General features: G+C 31.1%; 16 protein-coding genes, 1 tRNA gene, 2 rRNA genes and 1 riboswitch (1 of these 20 cut by a window edge). Of the genes, 4 read left to right on the forward strand and 15 right to left on the reverse strand.

Going from position 1 to position 23,021, the window contains the following annotated elements; genetic code table 11:
* Positions 1-13: 13 nt before the first annotated feature.
* From KEC93_RS25540 to KEC93_RS25550, 3 genes are all read right to left on the reverse strand, one after another.
* Positions 14-226: a hypothetical protein gene (locus KEC93_RS25540; protein ID WP_026886697.1), complete on the reverse strand. Its 213-nt coding sequence runs from the start codon at positions 224-226 to the stop codon at positions 14-16.
* A gap of 685 nt (positions 227-911) precedes the next feature.
* Positions 912-1,715, reverse strand: coding sequence for a hypothetical protein (locus KEC93_RS25545; protein ID WP_077869381.1), 804 nt, complete (start codon positions 1,713-1,715; stop codon positions 912-914).
* Between the two features lie 305 nt (positions 1,716-2,020).
* A complete protein-coding gene (locus KEC93_RS25550; protein ID WP_077869382.1) occupies positions 2,021-2,323 on the reverse strand; it encodes a helix-turn-helix domain-containing protein in 303 nt (100 codons plus the stop codon).
* Positions 2,324-2,596: 273 nt separating this feature from the next.
* On the opposite strand from KEC93_RS25550, the gene KEC93_RS25555 reads away from it, so the two are divergent.
* On the forward strand, positions 2,597-3,751 hold the full coding sequence (locus KEC93_RS25555; RefSeq protein WP_077869383.1) for a site-specific integrase: 1,155 nt from the start codon (positions 2,597-2,599) through the stop codon (positions 3,749-3,751).
* A gap of 113 nt (positions 3,752-3,864) precedes the next feature.
* Here KEC93_RS25555 and KEC93_RS25560 read toward each other — a convergent pair.
* A tRNA-Arg gene (locus KEC93_RS25560) sits at positions 3,865-3,939 on the reverse strand.
* A gap of 310 nt (positions 3,940-4,249) precedes the next feature.
* Entirely contained in the window at positions 4,250-6,640 is a 2,391-nt protein-coding gene (locus tag KEC93_RS25565; protein WP_077869384.1) for an HAD-IC family P-type ATPase, read from the reverse strand.
* A gap of 230 nt (positions 6,641-6,870) precedes the next feature.
* Here KEC93_RS25565 and KEC93_RS25570 point away from each other — a divergent pair, with 230 nt between their 5' ends.
* Together KEC93_RS25570 and KEC93_RS25575 are read left to right on the forward strand one after the other, a co-directional pair.
* Positions 6,871-7,593: a lysophospholipid acyltransferase family protein gene (locus KEC93_RS25570; RefSeq protein ID WP_012061177.1), complete on the forward strand. Its 723-nt coding sequence runs from the start codon at positions 6,871-6,873 to the stop codon at positions 7,591-7,593.
* Between the two features lie 222 nt (positions 7,594-7,815).
* Complete coding sequence (locus tag KEC93_RS25575) at positions 7,816-9,393, forward strand: DEAD/DEAH box helicase (protein ID WP_039773951.1); 1,578 nt, start codon at positions 7,816-7,818, stop codon at positions 9,391-9,393.
* Between the two features lie 147 nt (positions 9,394-9,540).
* Here KEC93_RS25575 and KEC93_RS25580 read toward each other — a convergent pair whose 3' ends face one another.
* A complete protein-coding gene (locus KEC93_RS25580) occupies positions 9,541-10,053 on the reverse strand; it encodes an Hsp20/alpha crystallin family protein (protein WP_023974951.1) in 513 nt (170 codons plus the stop codon).
* Between the two features lie 269 nt (positions 10,054-10,322).
* On the opposite strand from KEC93_RS25580, the gene KEC93_RS25585 reads away from it, so the two are divergent.
* Positions 10,323-12,449: a sigma-54-dependent transcriptional regulator gene (locus KEC93_RS25585; RefSeq protein WP_077869917.1), complete on the forward strand. Its 2,127-nt coding sequence runs from the start codon at positions 10,323-10,325 to the stop codon at positions 12,447-12,449.
* Positions 12,450-12,942: 493 nt separating this feature from the next.
* On the opposite strand, the gene KEC93_RS25590 is transcribed toward KEC93_RS25585, so the two are convergent.
* The 9 genes from KEC93_RS25590 to KEC93_RS25630 form a co-directional block, all read right to left on the reverse strand.
* Positions 12,943-13,575 carry an HDIG domain-containing metalloprotein gene (locus tag KEC93_RS25590; protein WP_077869918.1) on the reverse strand — a complete coding sequence of 211 codons (633 nt, stop codon included), beginning with the start codon at positions 13,573-13,575 and terminating at the stop codon, positions 12,943-12,945.
* A gap of 254 nt (positions 13,576-13,829) precedes the next feature.
* The gene (locus KEC93_RS25595) at positions 13,830-14,168 is read right to left on the reverse strand and encodes a P-II family nitrogen regulator (RefSeq protein WP_012061182.1); all 339 of its coding nucleotides are present in this window, start codon (positions 14,166-14,168) and stop codon (positions 13,830-13,832) included.
* A gap of 148 nt (positions 14,169-14,316) precedes the next feature.
* Positions 14,317-15,561, reverse strand: a complete 1,245-nt coding sequence (locus tag KEC93_RS25600) for an ammonium transporter (protein WP_012061183.1) — start codon at positions 15,559-15,561, stop codon at positions 14,317-14,319.
* Positions 15,562-15,855: 294 nt separating this feature from the next.
* Positions 15,856-16,815: a phosphotransferase family protein gene (locus KEC93_RS25605; RefSeq protein ID WP_077869919.1), complete on the reverse strand. Its 960-nt coding sequence runs from the start codon at positions 16,813-16,815 to the stop codon at positions 15,856-15,858.
* A 162-nt stretch (positions 16,816-16,977) separates the two neighbouring features.
* Positions 16,978-18,633 carry a SulP family inorganic anion transporter gene (locus KEC93_RS25610; protein ID WP_077309986.1) on the reverse strand — a complete coding sequence of 552 codons (1,656 nt, stop codon included), beginning with the start codon at positions 18,631-18,633 and terminating at the stop codon, positions 16,978-16,980.
* Between the two features lie 191 nt (positions 18,634-18,824).
* Positions 18,825-19,694 (reverse strand): 4-hydroxy-tetrahydrodipicolinate synthase, encoded by an 870-nt coding sequence (dapA, locus tag KEC93_RS25615; RefSeq protein ID WP_077869920.1) that lies wholly within the window; start codon positions 19,692-19,694, stop codon positions 18,825-18,827.
* A 145-nt stretch (positions 19,695-19,839) separates the two neighbouring features.
* A riboswitch (Lysine riboswitch) is annotated at positions 19,840-20,006 on the reverse strand.
* 35 nt (positions 20,007-20,041) lie between these two features.
* The gene (locus KEC93_RS25620; RefSeq protein ID WP_012061187.1) at positions 20,042-20,818 is read right to left on the reverse strand and encodes a sulfite exporter TauE/SafE family protein; all 777 of its coding nucleotides are present in this window, start codon (positions 20,816-20,818) and stop codon (positions 20,042-20,044) included.
* Between the two features lie 112 nt (positions 20,819-20,930).
* Positions 20,931-21,047: ribosomal RNA gene (rrf, locus tag KEC93_RS25625) — 5S ribosomal RNA — on the reverse strand.
* A 74-nt stretch (positions 21,048-21,121) separates the two neighbouring features.
* Positions 21,122-23,021, reverse strand: a 23S ribosomal RNA gene (locus tag KEC93_RS25630); it runs 1,016 nt beyond the window's last position.

The raw sequence follows: 23,021 nt of genomic DNA on the forward strand, positions 1-23,021 counted from the left end.
TATCATTCCCCCCTTACTTCCTTTGTTTCTTGTTCCTTACATCCTTAAATATAATCTCGTTTTCTTCTTCTGTATTTAATCGTATTTCGTAACCATTGGCAATTAAATATTCTTTAACTGCTTTATTTGTTATCTTACTAGCATCAATCATACTTTCATTTTTCATACGATATAAAGTGTCATACACTTCAGGCTCTAGTCTGCAAGTAAATCGCTCGAGTGCCATTCATTTACCTCCTTCCATTCATCTTACATATCAAATATACTATAGACGTCTATACACGTCAATAGTATACTCAATTTTTTTTTACTAATTTGTCTTAAACTATTATTACTATAAAACTAAACTGATAACGTTGTTTTTAATAATAAATATAAATAATAAATATATGTAATATATATATAGTATCGAAAAGCGTAACACTCTATTACTCAATTAGTAACTCTAGTATTACTAAAATCGTACCTCTCTATTACTAAAAGAGTAACACTCCACAAAAATAGTGTTACTAAAAGCGTAACTCTGTGGATAATGTGAACAATACGAGCTGACTCTTGACTGCATCCTAAATTATGAAAATTGAATTAATATTATAAAAGAGGTGAGATATTAAAATAATATCTCACCTCTTTTATAATATTAATTTAAATACAATATATATAAGCCATACAACAAAGACGCATAGTAATATAATTTCAGATATTATACTACTCTTTTTAATAGGCTTAATTTTAATTATATAATAAGACATAAATAATAAGAGTACTACTAAATAGCAACTTACTATTAAATATCTTGTATTGCTATTTTCACTTAAAGCAATAAATACCATTATGAATATCATAATTAATGTATTTATTTGTTTAAAATATTTTATAATAGTTTTCAATATATTTTACCACCATTATTTTTAATCAGAATAATATTCATTGACTATTGTATCACCAATTTGGTTGTTTCTATTTGAATCAGAATAGAATGTTGTCAAACTTCTTTCAGCTCCTGGAGTGCTAGTTCCAATAATATATTTATAAAATACATCTTGTCCCCAAAATACAAGAGGAATTTCATCAGCTACAATGGCACCAGCTACAGCGCCTATTGCGCCTGATGTTCCACCTGATATAGGAGTACCTAATGATCCAATAACACCTGCAATTACACCAGTTACTGCAATTAATGTATATCTTTTTATCCTGCTTGAACCAAAGAATGGGGCACTATATTCCCAATCTGTCAAATTTTCATCTGGTTCTCTATAATCTAGATGTATTCCACCTTGTTGTTTCATCTTATTTAAATTTTTCGCACTTAAATCCAATGAATCGGTAGTTGTATTATTTGTTTTAACATCTGTAGTCTTAATAGTTACCTTTCCATTTTCTACAGTTGTTGTTAAAGTGGAATCTAATTCATAATCTCCAGTTTCGATATTTTTGACATAAATCTTACTATTACCATTTGTAAGTTTAGAATTCATACTTTCCATAACCTTATAAGATTTGCCATCTTCATCATAAGTATACATAACATGAGCCAAATTTTTATCCCAAATTTTAAAATTGGACTTTCCTGATTTTTTAACGTCAATACTTTTATTGACTACCTTAGTGTTGTTATTTGTTGCTGCAAAAGTTACTGCTGGTGTAAAGCTTGTTGCTGTAGCAAGCATTAAAGTTAAAGCAACAAATTTTAGTGTTTTAGAATTCATCATTCTCAATCTCTCCTCTTTATATAATATTTTATTAGTCAACCGCGGGATTTGTCGAAAATATTGATACTTCCCCTAATTAACTATATGTTAAATAATATATATACTGACATATTGAGTCAATTAAATATCCTTAAAACGTCCAAATTGAGGAATAAAAAGGTTACTTTGCATTATAAAAAGAACCTCTTTAAAGGTTCTTAATTTTCTATTATATTTTCTTTAAAACTACAGTAATTTTCTCATTATCAATATTAAATGTTTTATTCTCTATTGAATATTTAACATTATTATAGATAATTTTATTATTAGCACGTAACTACTTTATCTATCATTCCAATACAATTTTTTATTGCCATTAATTGAATTTCATAACTTTTAATTCTACTTTCTAACTCTCTAATATATAATTCCTTCTCTAGACTTTCGCTAGTTGTTTCAATACCTAAATACCTATGTACTTCATTCAATGTAATTAAATACTCTTTTCCCGACTTCACGGCTTTCAACTTTCCTTGCCTTACTGCTAGGGTTAATCTAGTAACTGGAATATTATATCTTGCTGAAATCTCTTTTATTTTAAAGATTGTTTTGTCATTTGTTGAATTCATTTTCTTCCTCCTAATTTCTTTAATCTATATTAATATAATATCAATTTATTATATTTAATAAAAACCTTATATTCCTCTTATAGATGTATTTAAATTTGATTTTCTTTAAATATCTTTATTTCCGTTAACAAATTCTTATTATTTCCGTTTACAAAAGCAAATTATTTTTATATAATAGTTTTGTTGACAGAATTATTGGCCAGTAATTGTTTTGTTTTCAGAATTATTAAATAAATCTTTACCAAAATGAAAATTTAAAAAGCGGGTGAACAAATGGCAACATATAAACAAATATCTAAATATAATTGGAGTGTTAGTGTAAGTCTTGGATACGAAGACGGTAAACAAAACAGAACAAAAAAGCAAGGTTTTAAAACTAAAAAAGATGCTGAAAAATGGGCAACTGAAATTGTATCCAAAAAACATAAAGGGTATGTTCCTACCTCTGAAAGCAATATATTATTAAAAGATTTTATCACTAAATGGTTCAATGAATTCAAAATTAATACTATATCAATTAATACTGTAAGTAATTATAAATCTCGAATTAATACGCACATAATACCAAAATTGGGGCATTATAAATTAAATAAGATTACTAATATAGTCGTTCAAGACTTTTATAATAGTCTCATTAATGAGGGTGCCAAACCTTCAAGTGCTAAAAAGATATTAGAAACTTTAAGCAATTGCCTTAGATATGCACAAAAAAATAAATTAATATATCTGGTTCCTGTTGACATTGATAGAGTTCCGATTGAAAAAAATAAAGTTTCATTTTGGAACAAATCTGAAGTTGATTTTTTTTTAAATGCTATAAAAGATAATTATTTAAATACACCAATATTAATTGAAATCTTTACAGGTTTACGAATCGGTGAATTATGTGGTTTACGTTGGTGTGATGTAGATTTAGATAATGGATATTTTATTATTAGAAACCAAGCTATAATTGATAAAACAACTAAAACTTTATTCCTTTCAGATAAATTAAAAACAAAGACAAGCTATAGAAAAATTGCATTACCTGAAATATTAGTCAACTATTTAAAATCTATTAAAGATAATGCACTTGATACTGATTTTGTAGTATTAAGTCGTGAAGGGCTTATGTGTAATCCACGTAATTTATCAATGAATTTTACTAAAGAAATATCAAGATATAAATTATCACTGGCAGATTATAAAAAATCTAAAAATAAGATGGATAGTTATATGAACTTGCCCCAACTTAGTTTTCATGGTCTTAGACATACTCATGCTACATTATTGATATTTAAAGGTGAAAATATAAAAGTTGTATCTGAAAGACTAGGCCATAAAAGTATTACTGAAACACTAGATACTTATACTCATGTTATGGAAGATATGAGAAATAATACTGCCGATTTATTAAATGATATGTTTATAAATGCAATCTCAAACTAAGCACCGAATAAACACATAAAAACTTTTCCAAGGAAAACAAACACCAAATAAACACTTTTTCAGAAAATAGAAACGGCTCAACCCGCATGGTTAAGCCGTTTCTTTATACAACTTGGTACTCCCAGCGGGAATCGAACCCACATCTATCCCTTAGGAGGGGATTGTTCTATCCATTTAACTATAGGAGCATAATATTTAAATATCCTTTTTTGTTTAATTTGTACTTATAAATTTTATTACAATTATTTGTCATTGTCAAATTAATAATTTATTTTTACATAAAAAAATAAATTATATTAGATATTAAAGGTCTGATTAATAACTTTTAAAAAAACAAATTTTTTTATAAATACTTGATAAAACACAAATATTATAACTTATTCTTCTTCTAGCTCCATATGAACTTCTAAACTAATAAGCAAAAAATCTGAATGTACTAGGCCAAAACTGTAAAAATAAAGCTTAAATACCCTCTATATGTATTTAAGCCTTATAATTTTAAATTGTTTTAACTTTAAATTTCTTATTAACTCTAACTCTAAATATATCTACAATTTTGGTTATCAGAGGACTGGATGCTATTATTACTGCTAGCGATATGAGCCAATGACTTAATTGTATTTTAGTTAAACTAAATATATATCTTCCTATTGGTGTTAAGAACCCTAACACTATTATCCCAAACATAGATAAACACATTATCGTTTTAAACTTAGTTAACGGTCTTGCCACTCTAAGCAATACCACCATACTAATTCCAGAAAACATTAGTACTGCTAAAGTTCTACTGTAATCCATTGGGAGATTCATTTGTATTGATATAATAAATGTTATAAGTATAAATATAGCAAGTAATATCCCGTTAGGAATACTAACAGTTAATATTCTTGTTAAAAATCCCTTTTTAACTCCACCCGTGCTAGGCAATAACGCTAAAAAGAATGATGGAATTCCTATAGCGCAACTTCCCACTAATGACAACTGTATTGGAAGTATTGGATACTCTATAAATAATATAGAACATACAAATGATAAAATTATGCAAAATACAGTTTTGGATAAAAATAATTCTGATACTCTCTCCAAATTATTAATTTGCTTTCTTCCCTCTTCAAGAACTTTAGGAAGCGCAGTGAAATCAGATTTCATTAATACTAATTGGGCTACAGCCTTTGTTGCATCAGAGCCATTTGCCATTGCAATGCCGCAATCAGATGATTTTAAAGCAAGTACATCATTTACTCCGTCACCTGTCATTGCAACAGTATGACCCATCTCCTGAAGAGCTAAAACAATTCTTTTCTTTTGATGCGGAGTAACTCTTCCAAAAACAGTCATCTCCTGAATCAAATTCTTCAATTTTTCATTATCCTCTGGCAACTCTCTTGCATCCACATATTTCTCCCAGCCACTTACACCTGCTCTTCTTGCGACCTCTGAAACGGTAATAGGACTATCTCCAGAAATAATCTTCACCCCTACGCCTTGACTATCAAAGTACTTTAATACATCAGGTGCTGCTTCTCTTATGATATCCTCAATTAGCAATAGTGCTACACTTTCTATCTTACCTTCTAATTTTTCATTCAAATTATTATGAAGATTTGCTAGTAATAAAACTCTTTTTCCTTTTCTAGCTTCTTCTTTAACTATTTCTTCTATTAACTGATATTCCTTACCCAATATTATTTCCGGTGCGCCAAGTACCCATGTCCCAAGCTTTTCAAAAGTAGCTCCACTCCATTTTCTTTTAGATGAGAAAGCAATTTTGTCTAAAACTTTGATTTCCTTATCATATTCCTTATATTTTTCTAATATAGCTTTCTGAGTTGGATTATTACTTGGTAAATTATTTATTAATGCTGCTAATACATTATCTATATCTTCAGAACTTTTAGAACTAATATTCTTCACTTCTGACAATCTTAACTCTCCTTGAGTCAAAGTTCCTGTCTTATCTAAACAAAGTACATCAACTCTTGCTAAGACTTCTGTAGCACTCAACTCTTGAACTAAAGTATCATATTTAGATAATTTTATAATTGACACTATGAATGTGGCACTCGTTAGTAATACTAATCCCTCTGGTATCATTCCTACAATTCCTGATACTGCTCCTATTAATGCATCCTGCCACGTATTCCCTGGTATTCTTAGTTGAGTTACTATTAATAATGCAGATAGAGGAGGTACAATCCATATTATTACTCTAAAAATTTTATCTATTGCTGCTTGTAGCTCTGAATTTATTATTTTAAATTGCTTAGCTTCCTCAGCAAGAGTAGACGAATATGTTTCTTTACCTACTTTTGTAACAATCGCATATCCCTCTCCAGATACTACGAAACTTCCAGATAGCAATATCTCTTTGTAATTTTTAGATATTGCATCAGCTTCTCCTGTTAACATAGACTCATCTATTTCTAATCCGTTACTATGCAAAACTTCTCCATCAGCCAATACCTGCATGCCGGTTTCCAGATAAATCACATCATCCAATACAATTTCTTCTATTGCAATCTCCTTTATTTCACCATTTCTAAGAACTTTTGCATGTGCAGAACTTATGACTGATAACTTTTCTAATGTGCGCTTAGCTTTAATTTCTTGAACCACTCCAATTAATGTATTCACTATTATAACGCCCACAAATATAGCATTCTTAGGTGATCCTGCTAGAATAATTATTGCTGCAAGTACAAAGTTTATTGCATTAAACCTTGTAAACAAATTAGCTCTTATTATTTGAGGCATAGTTCTTGATGGTGTTTTCGGAATGTGATTTACTTTTCCTTCTTTAATTCTCTGCTTAACTTCTTCAGATGTTAAGCCAATTATAGTTTCAGCATCTTTCTCCTTCATATTCAAAGTATTATTATTTAAATTCATCAAATTTCTCCTGCCTATGTAAATTATTTGCTATACTATTTCATAGAATTATCATTGTCTTATATATTATACATTTTTTAATATTATTTTACCCTAATTATTTACTTAATTTTAAATTAATTTTATTGAATTTTTAATAGGTATGTAATCTATTTAGTCTTTCAATCTATTAATTTTTATACTATACTGATTAGTGTAAAAATTAATAGATTAAGGGTGTGTAATTTTTAATGTTAAGAACTATCTATTTTTATCTCGGATTAATAATAAGTCTTATATTTTCATCTATTTATAGAATTAGAATAAAAATCTTAACCAATAAAGGCGATATTGAAGGAAGAAAATATTTCATTCATAAAGTAAGCCATTCTTGGGGAAAATTTATAATGAAAATATCAGGTGCAAAAATTAATGTTATCGGCTTAGATAATCTTCCAAAAGATCAAACTGTATTATTTGTATCTAATCACCAAAGTAACTTTGATATTCCATTGCTTCTAAGCTGCATAGACATTCCAAAAGGATTTATTGCAAAAAAGGAGCTTGAAAAACTACCTCTTATTAGTACTTGGATGAAATATATAAATTGCATTTTTATGGATAGAGATAACTTAAGAAAATCCGCTGAATCAATAGTTGAAGGCGTTAATTTATTAAAGTCTGGTTATTCAATGGTAATATTCCCAGAGGGCACTAGAAGCAAAGGCAAGTCTGTAGATGAGTTTAAAAGTGGAAGCTTTAAGTTGGCTACAAAATCTAAATGTCCTATAGTTCCACTAACCATAAATGGGACATATAAGCTTATGGAAGAAAATAATAATGCAATAAAAAGTTCTGATATAGAATTAGTGATACATCCTCTAATAGATGTTGCTGCTCTAAACAAAGACGAGCTAGAAAAACTCCCTGAAACTGTTCATTCTATCATATCTAGTGCTTGCAAGCTACACTAATATAAAAAGCGAGTTGCCTTAAATTAGGCAGCTTATTTTTATGCATCAATTTAAGTATATTTTATACTAAATGCTGCTAATAATATATTTAGATTATAATATCTTTTGACATGAATTTATCTATTGTGTTATAATGAATTCATTTGACTTATATATAAAACTTTAATATAAGTTATCGAAACAAAAATAACTAATTTTGAAACAAAGAAACGAGGATATTTAATGAATGATAATCAATTTGCTACATTAGGTCTTAAAGAGAGTATTGTTAAGGCAATATCAGACCTTGGTTTTACAAAACCATCTCAAATACAAGAACAAAGTATCCCTGTAACACTTAGTGGCGCTGATTTAATAGGGCAGGCACAAACTGGTACCGGAAAAACTGCAGCTTACAGCTTACCAATTATCACCAAGATGAGTGATAATAGAGGAATCAAATCTCTTATTTTAGCACCAACAAGAGAACTTGCTGTTCAAGTTAATGAGGAGATACAAAGACTTTCTAAATATGAGAAAATTGTAACTCTAGCTGTTTATGGTGGAGATTCAATCGACAGACAAATCAGAGCACTAAGAAAAGGTGATGTCGATATTGTAGTTGGAACACCTGGTAGAATATTAGATCTTGTAAAAAGAAAATGCCTTCATTTAGAAAGTATAGAATTTCTAGTACTAGATGAAGCTGACGAAATGCTTAACATGGGATTCATCGATGATATTCAAGAAATTCTTAGTCATACACCATCTGAAAGACAAACTTTATTATTTTCAGCAACAATGCCTGATCCAATAGCAAAGTTGGCTAAAAAGTATATGAAACCAGATGCTAAACTTGTTAGTATTAAGAGGAGTTCATTAACTGTATCTAAAATTGAGCAAAGTTATTTTATGATTAATAATAAGCATAGATTAGAAGCTCTTTGTAGGTTACTTGATCTAGATAATCCTAGTTCGGCTATAATATTCTGTAGAACTAAAAGAGGCGTTGATGAGCTTGTACAAGAGCTACAATCAAAAGGTTATATGGTTGAAGGTATGCATGGAGATATGACACAAGCTCACAGATTAACTACTTTAAATAAATTTAAAGAAGGTACACTAAATCTATTAATAGCTACTGATGTTGCTGCTAGAGGTATAGATGTAGAAGGTGTGACTCATGTATTTAACTATGATTTACCTCAAGATGTAGAATCATATGTTCACAGAATTGGTAGAACTGGTAGAGCAAATAAAAGCGGTACAGCTTATTCTTTAGTAACTCCAAAGGATTTTTCAATGCTTAAACAAATTCAAAATGTTACTAAAAGTTCAATCACACAAAAGCCAGTTCCAACTGCAGAAGAAATTAATAATAAAAAATTTAAGGACATGATGTCAGAGGTTGAGAGTACTATTAAAGCTGGTGATCTTACTAAGTTTATACCAAGTGCAATAGAATTGACTGAATCTTATGATGCAGTATCAGTTATTTCAGCTCTAATGAAAATGAAGTTTGAAAATGAAATTGTATTTGATTACAGTTCAAACAAATTAGAAGCTCCTAAAAAAGAAGATGTTCGTTTATTTTTCTCTGTCGGCAAAAGAGACGGTTTGACTCCAAAAGTATTAATTAATTATATTAAAGATATGACAAAAGTTAATGCTTCAGCAATTGGTCAAATAGACCTTATGGAAAACTTCTCATTTGTAACTGTTGATGAGTCTATATCTTCTAAAATATTAAAAAATTGTCCTGGTGGAAAAATTAATAAGAAGAAGGTTAATGTTGAAGTTGCTAATAAGCGTAAGAGATAATAAAACTTTTTATTCTTAATACTCTTACTTAAGGGAAGATTTAAATTTAGGTATAATGCCTAGAGCTTATCCTCCCTTTTTTGCTTTTATTATAAAAATAACTACTCTAAAAATAACATTAAAACATTTCATGCTATTCCTTATACATTACTGTATATCCGCATCATCTTGATAAGAATCCACATCTATTATATTCGATGTATTTTCTAACGAATACTTTTTCTGCATTATTATACTAAGAACTCCATTATCAATACTTTTAAGTATCTGATTTGTGTCTATATCCTCAATATCATTAAATTTTTTATTATAAGCCTTCTTAACAAGAGCAGTATTAGAAAATATCCCAAATCCACTTTTTTTGATTTCTAATCTATTTAAGTTTATATCTAGTATTCCTGGATCATATCTTATGCTTAACTCTCTAAGATCAATACCTTTTAGATCTATAGTTAGATGATACATATCATCATACCGATTAAGTTTTATAAAATTATTATATTCTTCTCTATTTCCTTCATCAGAAGAAATATCCTCATTATTTTTAGCAAATTCATTTATATCAAAGTTATCTAAAAATGAATTCATAATTCCACTTATCTTTTCTATATTGTTTGTATTAAAAACATTATCAAATCCAAAAGTAAAAATTTTAAACATATCTTCCTCCCAATATATTTCTTAACACTTATATAATATTTATAAACTTCCAATTTGTTTAAATCATTTATCTTAATTTTAGTTGTATTTTTAAACTTTAATTAGTGTATCAATTCTAAATATTACTCAATTTTTTCAAGTGTATAATATCATTACTTTTTAATACTCTATTAATCCAAAGCGTTTCTTTTTTCAATATATATCAATACACTATTGAATAATCTCATATAAGATATTACAATATTTATTATATATAGGAGGATACTATAATGAAGCGTATTGATAAGATTTATAACTATATTTTAAAAAATTCTAAGAACTTTAATAAAGATAAATTTTTAGATCAAAAGGGGTTTAGTGCCCAAGAAATTGGCGAAAAATTAGATATATTAAGGAATAATGTTTCAAAAGATCTTAATATTCTCTGTAGAGAAAAGAAAATTATTAAAATAAAAAATAGGCCAGTTATGTATTTTGATAGAAGTTGCCTTGAAAATATACTATCTATAAAGCTACCTGAAGATTTAGAGGAAATATTAGATGTTAATATATTACTTTCTTCTCCTTCAAATGCATTTACTGAGAATAAGTCACCTTTTAACTATTTAATTGGTGCTAATACAAGTTTAAAAAATCAAATTGAACAAGCCAAAGCAGCACTGATGTACCCACCAAACGGATTGCATACATTAATAATTGGTGGTACAGGCGTTGGCAAAAGTTTATTTGCTAACATAATGTATGAATACTCTAAATATATAAAAAGGCTCTCAAAAGATGCTCCTTTCGTTGTTTTTAATTGTGCTGATTATGCTAATAATCCACAACTTCTTCTATCGTATATTTTTGGACACATCAAAGGTTCCTTTATAGGTGCCGCTAAAGAGACCGATGGTATTGTTTCAAGAGCCGATGGAGGCATTTTACTCCTTGATGAAATACATAGATTACCACATGAAGCTCAAGAAATGGTATTTCACTTCATGGATACAGGAACTTACAATAAACTTGGCGAAACAGGTAGCACCCGAAGAGCTAGTATACTATTAATAGGTTCCACAACGGAAGATCCTAATTCCACATTACTTAATACTTTCATAAGAAAAATTCCAATAACTATAACTATTCCAAGTTTTGATGAAAGACCAATTGATGATCAAATTGAATTGATACACTATTTATTATCAAATGAAGCTCAAAGAGTTAACAAAACTATTAAAATTTCAGCTGAATCTATTGAAGCTTTAATAAGAAGTACATCTTACGGAAATGTTGGACAGCTTAAATTGAATATTCAATTAGCGTGTGGAAAAGGATTTTTAAACTGTATTAATACAGATGAATGTATTGATATAAATTTAAACTTATTCCCATCTAATATAAAAAACAAAATTTTAACTTTTAGCGCTAAAGGAAAAGTTAATGTAACAGAATGTGATACAATCCCTAACACAATTACAATTCAACCCGATGGTGATAAAACTTTCTTAGAAACTGATGATTATAAACCACCTTTTAATATTTATAACATTGTTGAGGACAAAACTTCTGCTCTTCATGAAGAAGGCATGAGCGATGATTATATAAAAGATTTTATAACTACTGACATCAATATTCATTTAAAGCAATTCTACGCTAGGCTTAAAAACGATACAAATCGTCGTGAAGTCTTATTAAAAATTGTCAATAAAGATATTGTTGAATTTGTTGAAGAGATCAAAGCTCTGGCAGAATCCAGATTAAATAGAAAATTAAATGAACGATTTATTTATGCGGTAAGCCTACATTTTAGCGCTCTGTTTAATAGAATTAAGAAAAGAAAGGTCTCTTTTTCATCACATATTGAGCTACAGTTATCTGTTAACAATAAAGAATATGATGTTGCAACTGAAATCCATCAGTTGACCCAAAAACGTTATAATATGACTATTCCTGCAATTGAGGTTGATTATCTATCATTGCTTTTAGCTTCAATACAAGAATCCTCTCACCAAGAAAGGGTTGGGATAGTAGTTGCCTCTCATGGTTCGAGTGCAGCAACAAGTATGGTTGCTGTTGCTAGAAAGCTCTTTGATGTTGATAATATTTTAGCTGTAGATATACCTCTTGAAATGACGCCTTCTGATATATTACAAACTGTTATTGAAAAAGTTAAAATAGTCGATGAAGGTAAAGGAGTATTGCTTTTAGTAGATATGGGATCATTAAATAATTTGAGTGATGTTATAAATGAACATACTAACATTAATACTAAAAGTTTAGATATGGTATCAACACAATTAGTTCTAGAGGCTGTTAGAGCATGTTCCCTCTATAATACAAATCTAAACGCCGTTTATTCTTATCTAATTAATGGTTTTAGAGGCTATGCAAATAACATTATTACTGAATACTAAACTTCATCCAATTCTGAATTTAGTATCAAAATAATCTTGTAAATATTAGATAATATATTATTTCTAAAATAAAGTATATTAAAGAATTAATACACAGTATTGACTTTGTATAATTTTACCATATTAAATACAATAGAACTGTATTCTTAATCGTATTGAATATTCTCTGACACACTAATGAGGCTGTTAATGCTATATATTAGTATCCAAATAGTAATTAAAAGGTGGTAAAGTAGTGATTTCATTAATTGTAGGCATTTATAAAAATTTCTCAAAAAAGCCTATCAAATCAGCAAAAATGATTTTCGGTACTCAAAAATGTAGACATAGTTATATTAAAATCACGTGAGGATATAGGTAATCTAGTTGGAACATATATTAACACAATTTTCACCTTCAGGTGTTCAATCTCACATAGTTGATTAAATTTGTTAAAAAAAATGTAGTTAATCTACATTTTTTTTAACAAATTTAATCACTTACATTCAGATGATTATTTATTTTTTCTTTTGAAATCAGTTATTTTTTCTTTAAACTTTCTTACTTCCTCTTTTGTTTTATTTATTTCTATATGATCTAAATTACCTCTACCTAACCTATCTGAGATGGAAACTAAGAAAATCTCATTTATATCTACATCTCTTAGCATGTCTCCTATATTTTGAAATTTCATATCTTTAGTTACAAATAAACTTTGCATATGCCATCTTACAAGCCCTCTTACTTCATCTATAAAGTTTTCTTCCATATTAAAATATGTAAGAAATTCTCTAGCCATTTCAGCTCCTATACTGTCGTGGTTATAAGATGTTAGTCTTCCTTTTCTTAATTTAGTAGTAGGTTTTTTACCTATATCATGCAATAGAAGCGCCCACATAAATACTCTTTTATCTCTGCTTCTTTCTCTATTTACTGCTCCTTGATCAATAACCATCATTGTATGTACAAAGACGTTCCCTTCCGGATGAAATTTAGGATTCTGATCAACATCTCGTAAGTCACTTATCATTGAAAATGGATAATTATCAAGATTATGATTTTTTAGTGCATTCTCTAAGTAAATAGATGGCTTATCATCGCTAATTAAACGCTCCTCAATATTTAAAAAAATTTCTTTTTCATTCATAATATACTCCTATTAGACATTTTCTACTGAACCAATAAACTTTATTTTAATTCAACAATATTAGTATATCTAATATCAAAATTATTAAACTCAAAAGTTTTTAAAAAGTCACTTTCAATATTAATACATTATTTATATATAGAAAATAGTAGGTAAATCTATATCAAAACAGATCAACCTACTATTTTCTATATATTTTATTCTTATTGCTTACTGCAAGTTAGATTCTATATTAATTGGTGAATACTTTATTTCTATAAAGCTGAATTTCCTCTCTCACCTGTTCTAATTCTTATAGCATCTGCAATATCAATTATAAATATTTTTCCGTCTCCAACTTCACCAGTCCTAGCAATTGAAGTAATAAGTTCAATTACATCTTCTACCTTATCATCTTCTACAACTATTTTAACTTCTATTTTTGGTAATACATTTGTTGTTATTTCAGTACCCCTATGATATTCCTTCCAGCCACGTTGTTGTCCACATCCCATAACTTGACTTATAGTAACACCATTTATATTTTTATTCTTTAATGCTTCTTTAACTTCTTCAAGCTTCGAAGGTCTTACAATAGCTTCTACTCTTTTCATAATATACTTCCTCCCTAATCATCTATATAATGTATAATATTATTTTAACAATATATATCTAAAAATTATACAACTAATTTTTATACAAATACTTTATCACAATATATACATTACACAATACTATAAAGTTTCATGGATATATTAATATTTAGTCTAATCCAGTAAACGCTGGGTATGCTGTTTCACCATGCTCAGCGACATCAAGACCATCAGCTTCTTCTGCACTTTCAACTCTAATAGTCATAAATAATTTCATAACTTTCAAGATAATAAATGTCATAACCGCTGCAAAAACTATTGTTATTGCTATACCTTCTATTTGAGCTATTAAAAGCTTAATATCTCCAAAGAAAAGACCATTCCATTGTGCTACAGAGTTTATTGCTGTTTGTCCAAATAGACCTGTTGCAATACCTCCCCAAACTCCTCCAATTCCATGACATCCAAAGGCATCTAATGCATCATCATATCCGAATTTAGATTTAACTGCAGTCATGAAGAAGAAGCATATTGGAGATACTATAGCGCCTATTATAATTGAACTCCAAAGGGGAACGAATCCAGCCGCCGGTGTTATTGCAACTAATCCTACAACAGCTCCTGTTGCAGCTCCGAGTATTGTTGGCTTTCCATGTTTTATTTTCTCAATTAGCATCCATGAAAGTAATGCTGACGCTGCCGCAGTATTTGTTGTCATGAAAGCATGAACTGCAAGTGGACCAGCATTTAATGCACTACCTGCATTGAATCCAAACCAACCAAACCAAAGTAATGCCGCTCCAAGAACTACAAATGGAATATTGTGTGGCTTATATGACATCATACCATATCCACGTCTTTTACCTAATACAATACAAGCTACAAGTCCTGAAACTCCTGAACTTATATGAACTACATCTCCACCAGCAAAATCAACTGCTCCTAAAGAGTTTATTAATCCACCTGAACCCCACACCATATGTGCTAGTGGGTAGTATACTAAAATTGACCACAATGCTATGAATATAAATAATGCTGAGAATCTCATTCTTCCTACTAAAGATCCTGTTATAAGAGCCGGAGTGATTATTGCAAACATCATTTGAAATGCTGCAAAAAGCTCATGTGGTATAGTAGGTGCATACGATGAAGGATCTCCACCTACTCCATTAAATCCAAAAAAGTTAAGTCCTCCTATTACTCCTCCAATATTATCCCCAAATGCTAGTGAGTAGCCTATTAAAACCCACATTACAGATGCTAATCCACAAATAAAGAATGAAGACATTAACGTATTTAAAACATTTTTTCTACGAACCATTCCACCATAAAAGAATGCAAGTCCTGGTGTCATTAAAAGTACAAGTGCTGAACAAATCAATATAAAACTGCTATCGCCAAAATTAATTTCCATAAAAAATCCCCCTTAAATATAGTAAGTTTAAGATATAAATTGCTAATTAACATCTTGAAATCACTTAAATTTTTTCAAATAACTGTTAATAGAGAGATAACTGCGCACATTATCTAAAAATCAATTTAATAGTCTCTTAGAATTATAATTATAATTTTTATAAATGAAAAAAGGTGCTTGAGAAATATACTTACGAGTATATTTCTCAAACACCATTGTTCTTATTGATAGTATATTATCTCCATATAAGATTGTCAACATTTTTTTCAAAGGAGATTTAATTTTGTTTAACATCTAATCAAAAACACTTAATGTATTAATTATTATTTTTTTTATATTTTCATGCTTAATTGGCATTTCCTCATTCGCTCCTATTAATTGAATCAAATTTACGAGATCTCTTAGCTTACTTATGTTATACCAATTTTGAGTAAGCTTATAATCTGAAAATTTATTATACTCATATTCAAATGCCTCAATTAATTTTCTATTAAAATATTCTTCATATCTAAAGAACTGTCCTATGTCTGCTAAAGGGTGCCCTGCTATTACGAACTCCCAATCTAATATACCTGCTAGCATTTTATTTTTTATTATTATATTAGTCCCCTGAAAATCGCCATGAACAAGCCTAGGATCCTTATCTAAATCTCTTAATGCTTTTTCATTCTTCCTAACTACGCGATTAATGTCATTTACAATAGTTTTTCCTAAACGCTTCTTAGCTATATCTCCCATGAAGCTTTCATACCATGAAACAAGTGGTGGTAGTTCTTCTCTTATATGTAAACATTCATCTAAAGCCCCAACCTTAGAAAACTTATAGCTATGTATTTTAGCTAAAGCCCTTGCAACGTTTCTAACAAAACTATCCTCCAAACTATAACCTTCTCTTATAGCCTGCCCTATAGTCTTTCCCTCAATATATTCATAAATGGCATATTCTCTGTTTCCAATATCCTCATCTTCACTTACTCTATATACTTCTGGTACAGGTACGAACTTAGAGTTTCTTAAAAAATTTAATAATTTAATTTCTTTCTTATAATCCTGCCCCTTTATAAAAAATATTTTTAATATATATTTTTTTTCTAGATTATTAGATTCAACAATATAATTTGTAGTCCTGCACCCAGAATCTATTGGTATAATATTATTAATGTCACATTCTTTCAATATACCTTTAAATAACTTTTTAATCGTTGCACTACTAACTTCCAAAAATGGAAATGTCCTTTCCCATCTATATTCCATGCCTTACCTCTTTATTTATTCAACTTATTGCTTATAATCAAAATTAAATGAAAATATTCTTAAAAAAAGTTTTTTTATGAGTCCCATTACTTTTAAGTAAAATATTAAAATTTACGACAATATCTAAACAATATATTTTACTATTTCCTTTGGAATAATCCACTAGGATGCTTCTAATTCCTTTACATAATCATAAGCTTTCTCTATAGCTTCTGTTTTTGTTTCGTATATATGACTTACTCCAATTTTAACTACAAACCCCATCTTATTTAGTACTTTCATAGGTTGATTTTGTACATGTGTTAAGCAAAGTTTTATATTCAACTCATTACAATGTTTAAGTAATCTAGTTAATGCATCTATTGCAGATGCATCTATTGCGTGAGTATGTCTCATGTCTAAAATTACAACCCCCACTGAAGATTCAATTTCCTTCATTTTATCAAAAAACTCATTTACTACTCCAAAGAACATCGGACCATTTACTTGATATACGCGTATTCTTCCATCTGCTTTTTCTAGTACAGTATTAGTATCTTTATCAAAAACCTTTTCCTCTACCAAATCTCTGATTTTAGTAGTATCAGATACTCTCTTCATAAATAAAAACATTGTCATAATCATTCCAATTGCTATTGCTACAACTAAGTCAAATATAACCGTACATGTAAATGTAAGTAATAATACAATAACATCACTTTTAGGTGCCTTTAATAATGATTTAAATACTTTCCACTGACTCATATTATAAGCAACTATTATTAAAATTGCTGAAAGTACTGACATTGGTATCATCCTTGCAAGTGGCATCAAAATTAACATAGTAGCTAACAATGTTACAGAATGTACCATACCTGATATTGGACTTCTTCCATTTGATTTTACATTAGCAGCAGTTCTTGCAATCGCACCTGTAGCAGGTATTCCACCAAATATTCCACATATAATATTAGCTAAACCTTGAGCTATAAGTTCCATATTTGAATCATGTTTATCTGATATCATTCCATCCGCTACTGTTGCCGATAATAGTGATTCTAATGCTGCCAGTATAGCAATAGTAATCGATGGAGCAAATAATTTATTTATTACATCCATATTTATCTTAGGGAAAATAGGCATTGGTAATGTTGATGATATCTCTTGAAACCTACTTCCTATAGTCTCTACTGGTATATTAAATATTTTCACAAAAATAGTAGCGACAATTAGCGCAATCATTGATCCAGGTATTGTCTTGCTAACTTTAGGCCAAAATATCATTATAAAAATACAGCTTATACCTATTATTAGCGACCATGTATTTAACGTTCCTATATTGGTAAGATAACTTTTCCATTTTGCAAAAAACTCTGCTGGAACATTTTCAATTTTCAATGCTAAAAAATCTTTGACTTCAGTGGATACTAGCGTTACTGCTATACCAGCAGTAAATCCTATTGTTATTGTCTGGGGTATGTACTTAATTAATGAACCAAACTTTAAAATCCCCATTATTATTAACATAATTCCAGCCATTATCGTTGCTACAACAAGTCCACCTATACCATACTCTTGAATAATAGAATAAATTATAACGACAAAAGCCGCTGTAGGTCCACCTATTTGAACTTTACTTCCACCTAAGAGCGAAATAATAAATCCTGCAAATATTGCTGTCGTAAGCCCTTTCTCTGGAGATACTCCCGATGATATTCCAAGTGCTATTGACAATGGTAATGCTATTACAGCTACAATAACGCCAGCTATAATATCCTTCATAACTTGCTCTCTAGTAATTTCCTTGTTCTTAATCATAGAAAAGAACTTAGGCATCATTTCTAATCACTTCCTTATTAAATTTGTCAGTCTCTATCTTACTCCTAAATGCTAGAGTAGTCAAAATAATCCCTTGTTATTACTACATTACTAGAATAATTTATAGAGAAATTAATAAAAAGTGATTTTTATTAAAGTTAACTTATTCAATTTTTTTAACAATTATCTATAACATAATTATGCTTTTTCTCTTAAATACCTAATATCTTATCTATCTTACTTTCTAGTCCTTTTGTAATGTTCATCAATGGCAATCTAACCTCATCAGAATCTATTAGCCCTAGTTTCTTTAGGCTATATTTAAGAGGTGTTGGGTTGGGTTCTGAAAATAATAGCGGTATCATTTTATATAGAGAATTCCATTTTTTTAGTGCAACTTGATGATCATTAGCCTTAGCTAAGTTATATACCTCAATAAAATCTTTAGTATTTAGATGTGCTGATGCCATTATTCCGCCTTGTCCTCCAAGCATAAGCGTCGTATAAAAATACATATCTTCGCCTGTTAAGATGGAAAAATCTTTTGGGGGATTCATTAATAGTTCAGTTGTTTGCTTCATGCTTCCACAGCAGTCTTTTATTCCTATTATGTTTTTTAACTGAGATAATACATGCACAGTTTCATTTTCAATATTAGCTCCAGTTCTATATGGTATATTATACAGTACTATATCCAAATCAGTTGATTCTGATATACTTTTAAAGTGCTCATAAATACCTCTTTGATCTGGTCTCGAATAATATGGTGTAACTGATAGTATTCCATTCACTTTATGCTTTTCTACTAATTTTAGCTTTTTAATTACTTCACTTGTATTATTGCCGCCTAATCCTACGTATACTGGAACTCTATTCTTATTATATTCAACAGTTTTTTCTAAAATTTCTTCATATTCATTCTCTAGTATTGTAGGTGATTCTCCTGTAGTTGCAAGTGGTATAATTCCATTTACTCCTTCTTCTACGTAATGATTAATCATTCTTTCGTAAGATTTAAAATCTACCTTTCCATCTTTAAATGGTGTTAATAATGGTACTAGAACTCCTTCAACCTTTGCCAACTTCTCCAACTCCTCAAATCTATTTTATTAAATAAGAAAACCCGTTAGCATATATACCAACGGGTAGAGTTAACCGCATAAAACTTGTACAAAACTAAAACATAATAATATCATAACTATAACATTATTATCTATAGCTTCACCAAATCCTTGTAGCTCTCCACTTTCGTGACAGTTATGCATATATTTTATGCATACCCAGAAATAAATTTTTGCATAATCTAAATCTTCGGCTATAATACCTTTCTTTATTAGTCAACGTTTGCCAACTCATAATAAATACTCTTTATTAATAGCACCTCTACCTTAGGTTTTCGTTATTACATTATTAGAATTATATCATTTAATTAACTACTTGTAAATAAAATAGCATCTATCACTTTGCCAAATAACATAATTATTACTAATATTATTATCGGCTTTATAATCTTCGCTCCACTTTTAATTGCAAAATGTGCCCCTAAATAATTTCCTAAACTAGCACATATAGCTGCAGGTATACCTATCATAAATAAAACCTTGCCATTTAATATATAAGCTATTAGTGCTGCAAAATTAGATGCCAAATTCACTATCTTAGCATTACCAGACGCAGTTATAAGATTGAATCCTAAAAACGATGTGAAAGCTAAAACTAAAAATGTTCCTGTTCCCGGACCAAAAAATCCATCATAAGCTCCTATTACTAAACCTATTATTCCTGCCACTAAATAAATCTTTCTATGTTCTACTTTCTTTTCGTTATTTTCTACTCCAATCTTTCTGTTAAACAAAAGAAAAATTGCAACAATAGGTAAAATGATAATAAGACAGTATTGCAAATACTTTTCATCTAGTAGCAATACTAATTGCGTTCCAAACCAAGATCCTATAATAGCACCTATAGCTGAAATTAATGCTGGTTTAATTTTTATATTACCACTACTTAAAAATTTTATAGAAGCTGCAAATGTTCCAATACCATTTGCAAACTTATTAGTTCCATATGCCATATGTATTGGCATTCCAGCAAAAATATATGCTGGCAAAGATATTATTCCTCCTCCACCTGCAACAGCATCCACGAAACCTGCGCAAAATACTAATGGGCATATGATAAGCAATGTCATATTATATGAATACATAACCTCTCCTAACGACAATAAGCTAATTATATTCTCTATAAAGATAATTAGCTTATTACGACTTTAATAAAACTAAAATAAAAAAGATAGTCATTACAACTATCTTTTGCTTACCTCGCAACGTCCTACTCTGCCACACAGTCTCCCATGCAGTACCATCGGCGCTATAGACCTTAACTTTCCTGTTCGGAATGGGAAGGAGTGTTACCTCTATGCCATCATCACGAGATCTTTAATTTGAAAGAAATTTTGTTCTTTCAAAATTGCACATAGTTTCTTTAATGTATTTACAACTTGACTATATTGGTCAAGCCCTCGACCTATTAGTATCAGTCAGCTAAATATGTTACCATACTTACACCTCTGACCTATCAACCTTGTAGTCTTCAAGGGGTCTTACTAGCTTATGCTATGGGAAATCTCATCTTGAGGTGGGCTTCACACTTAGATGCTTTCAGCGTTTATCCCTTCCCGACTTAGCTACCCAGCTATGCTTCTGGCGAAACAACTGGTACACCATAGGTCAGTCCATCCCGGTCCTCTCGTACTAAGGACAGCTCCTCTCAAATTTCCTACGCCCGCGACGGATAGGGACCGAACTGTCTCACGACGTTCTGAACCCAGCTCGCGTGCCGCTTTAATGGGCGAACAGCCCAACCCTTGGGACCTACTTCAGCCCCCGGGATGCGACGAGCCGACATCGAGGTGCCAAACCTCCCCGTCGATGTGAACTCTTGGGGGAGATCAGCCTGTTATCCCCGAGGTAGCTTTTATCCGTTGAGCGATGGCCCTCCCACGAGGTACCACCGGATCACTAAGCCCGACTTTCGTCCCTGCTCCACTTGTAGGTGTCGCAGTCAGGCTCCCTTCTGCCTTTACACTCTTCGAACGATTTCCGACCGTTCTGAGGGAACCTTTGGGCGCCTCCGTTACATTTTAGGAGGCGACCGCCCCAGTCAAACTGCCCACCTAACAATGTCCTGTCACCAGTTTCATGGCATCCAGTTAGAACTTCAATACTATCAGGGTGGTATCCCAACAACGACTCCACCAAGGCTGACGCCCTAGTTTCCCAGTCTCCCACCTATCCTGTACAGACAATACCGAAATTCAATGCTAAGCTACAGTAAAGCTCTACGGGGTCTTTCCGTCCAATCGCGGGTAGCGAGCATCTTCACTCGCACTACAACTTCGCCGGATTTGCAGTTGAGACAGTGCACAAGTCATTACGCCATTCGTGCGGGTCAGAACTTACCTGACAAGGAATTTCGCTACCTTAGGACCGTTATAGTTACGGCCGCCGTTTACTGGGGCTTAAGTTCACACCTTCGCGTTACCACTAAGTGTTCCCCTTAACCTTCCAGCACCGGGCAGGCGTCAGCCCCTATACATCAGCTTTCGCTTTAGCAGAGACCTGTGTTTTTGTTAAACAGTTGCTTGTGCCTATTCTCTGCGGCCTGATTTCTCAGGCACCCCTTCTCCCGAAGTTACGGGGTCAATTTGCCTAGTTCCTTAACTGCAATTCTTCCGTCGGCCTTAGGATTCTCTCCTCATCTACCTGTGTCGGTTTGCGGTACGGGCACTACTTCTCTCTCTAGATGCTTTTCTTGGAAGCATGGAATCAGATACTTCGGTTCCGTAGAACCTTCCCCATCACGCCTCAGAATTGTTGGAACGGATTTGCCAATCCCAACTCCCTAAACGCTTAGACTAGCATCCAATAGCTAGCACATCCTATCCTTCTCCGTCACACCATCGATAATAACGATTATAGTGGTATTGGAATATCAACCAATTGTCCATCGACTACGCCTTTCGGCCTCGCCTTAGGTCCCGACTAACCCTGAGAAGACAAACTTTACTCAGGAAACCTTAGATATTCGGCCTGTAGGATTCTCGCCTACATCTCGCTACTAATGCCAACATTCTCACTCGTAATCAGTCCACCGCTCCTTACGGTACGACTTCAGCCCGATTACGACGCTCCTCTACCGCTCACGCAAAATAGCGTGAACCCGTAGCTTCGGTGGTAAGTTTGAGCCCCGGACATTTTCGGCGCAGGATCTCTTGACTAGTGAGCTATTACGCACTCTTTTAATGAGTGGCTGCTTCTAAGCCAACATCCTAGTTGTCTTAGAAATCCCACATCCTTTTCCACTTAACTTACACTTTGGGACCTTAGCTGACGATCTGGGCTGTTTCC

Origin of the sequence: Clostridium beijerinckii, from assembly GCF_018223745.1 — a bacterium.
Classification (GTDB): domain Bacteria; phylum Bacillota; class Clostridia; order Clostridiales; family Clostridiaceae; genus Clostridium; species Clostridium beijerinckii.

What these genes read in the sequence shown, in the direction of transcription:
- KEC93_RS25545 (WP_077869381.1), bottom strand. Translation starts at nt 1,715, where the DNA reads ATGATGAATTCTAAAACACTAAAATTTGTTGCTTTAACTTTAATGCTT.
- KEC93_RS25565 (WP_077869384.1), bottom strand. Translation starts at nt 6,640, where the DNA reads ATGAATTTAAATAATAATACTTTGAATATGAAGGAGAAAGATGCTGAA.
- KEC93_RS25605 (WP_077869919.1), bottom strand. Translation starts at nt 16,815, where the DNA reads ATGGAATATAGATGGGAAAGGACATTTCCATTTTTGGAAGTTAGTAGT.
- KEC93_RS25540 (WP_026886697.1), bottom strand. Translation starts at nt 226, where the DNA reads ATGGCACTCGAGCGATTTACTTGCAGACTAGAGCCTGAAGTGTATGAC.
- KEC93_RS25590 (WP_077869918.1), bottom strand. Translation starts at nt 13,575, where the DNA reads ATGAATGAAAAAGAAATTTTTTTAAATATTGAGGAGCGTTTAATTAGC.
- KEC93_RS25550 (WP_077869382.1), bottom strand. Translation starts at nt 2,323, where the DNA reads ATGAATTCAACAAATGACAAAACAATCTTTAAAATAAAAGAGATTTCA.
- KEC93_RS25570 (WP_012061177.1), top strand. Translation starts at nt 6,871, where the DNA reads ATGTTAAGAACTATCTATTTTTATCTCGGATTAATAATAAGTCTTATA.
- KEC93_RS25585 (WP_077869917.1), top strand. Translation starts at nt 10,323, where the DNA reads ATGAAGCGTATTGATAAGATTTATAACTATATTTTAAAAAATTCTAAG.
- KEC93_RS25575 (WP_039773951.1), top strand. Translation starts at nt 7,816, where the DNA reads ATGAATGATAATCAATTTGCTACATTAGGTCTTAAAGAGAGTATTGTT.
- KEC93_RS25580 (WP_023974951.1), bottom strand. Translation starts at nt 10,053, where the DNA reads ATGTTTAAAATTTTTACTTTTGGATTTGATAATGTTTTTAATACAAAC.
- KEC93_RS25620 (WP_012061187.1), bottom strand. Translation starts at nt 20,818, where the DNA reads ATGTATTCATATAATATGACATTGCTTATCATATGCCCATTAGTATTT.
- KEC93_RS25600 (WP_012061183.1), bottom strand. Translation starts at nt 15,561, where the DNA reads ATGGAAATTAATTTTGGCGATAGCAGTTTTATATTGATTTGTTCAGCA.
- KEC93_RS25555 (WP_077869383.1), top strand. Translation starts at nt 2,597, where the DNA reads ATGGCAACATATAAACAAATATCTAAATATAATTGGAGTGTTAGTGTA.
- KEC93_RS25610 (WP_077309986.1), bottom strand. Translation starts at nt 18,633, where the DNA reads ATGATGCCTAAGTTCTTTTCTATGATTAAGAACAAGGAAATTACTAGA.
- KEC93_RS25595 (WP_012061182.1), bottom strand. Translation starts at nt 14,168, where the DNA reads ATGAAAAGAGTAGAAGCTATTGTAAGACCTTCGAAGCTTGAAGAAGTT.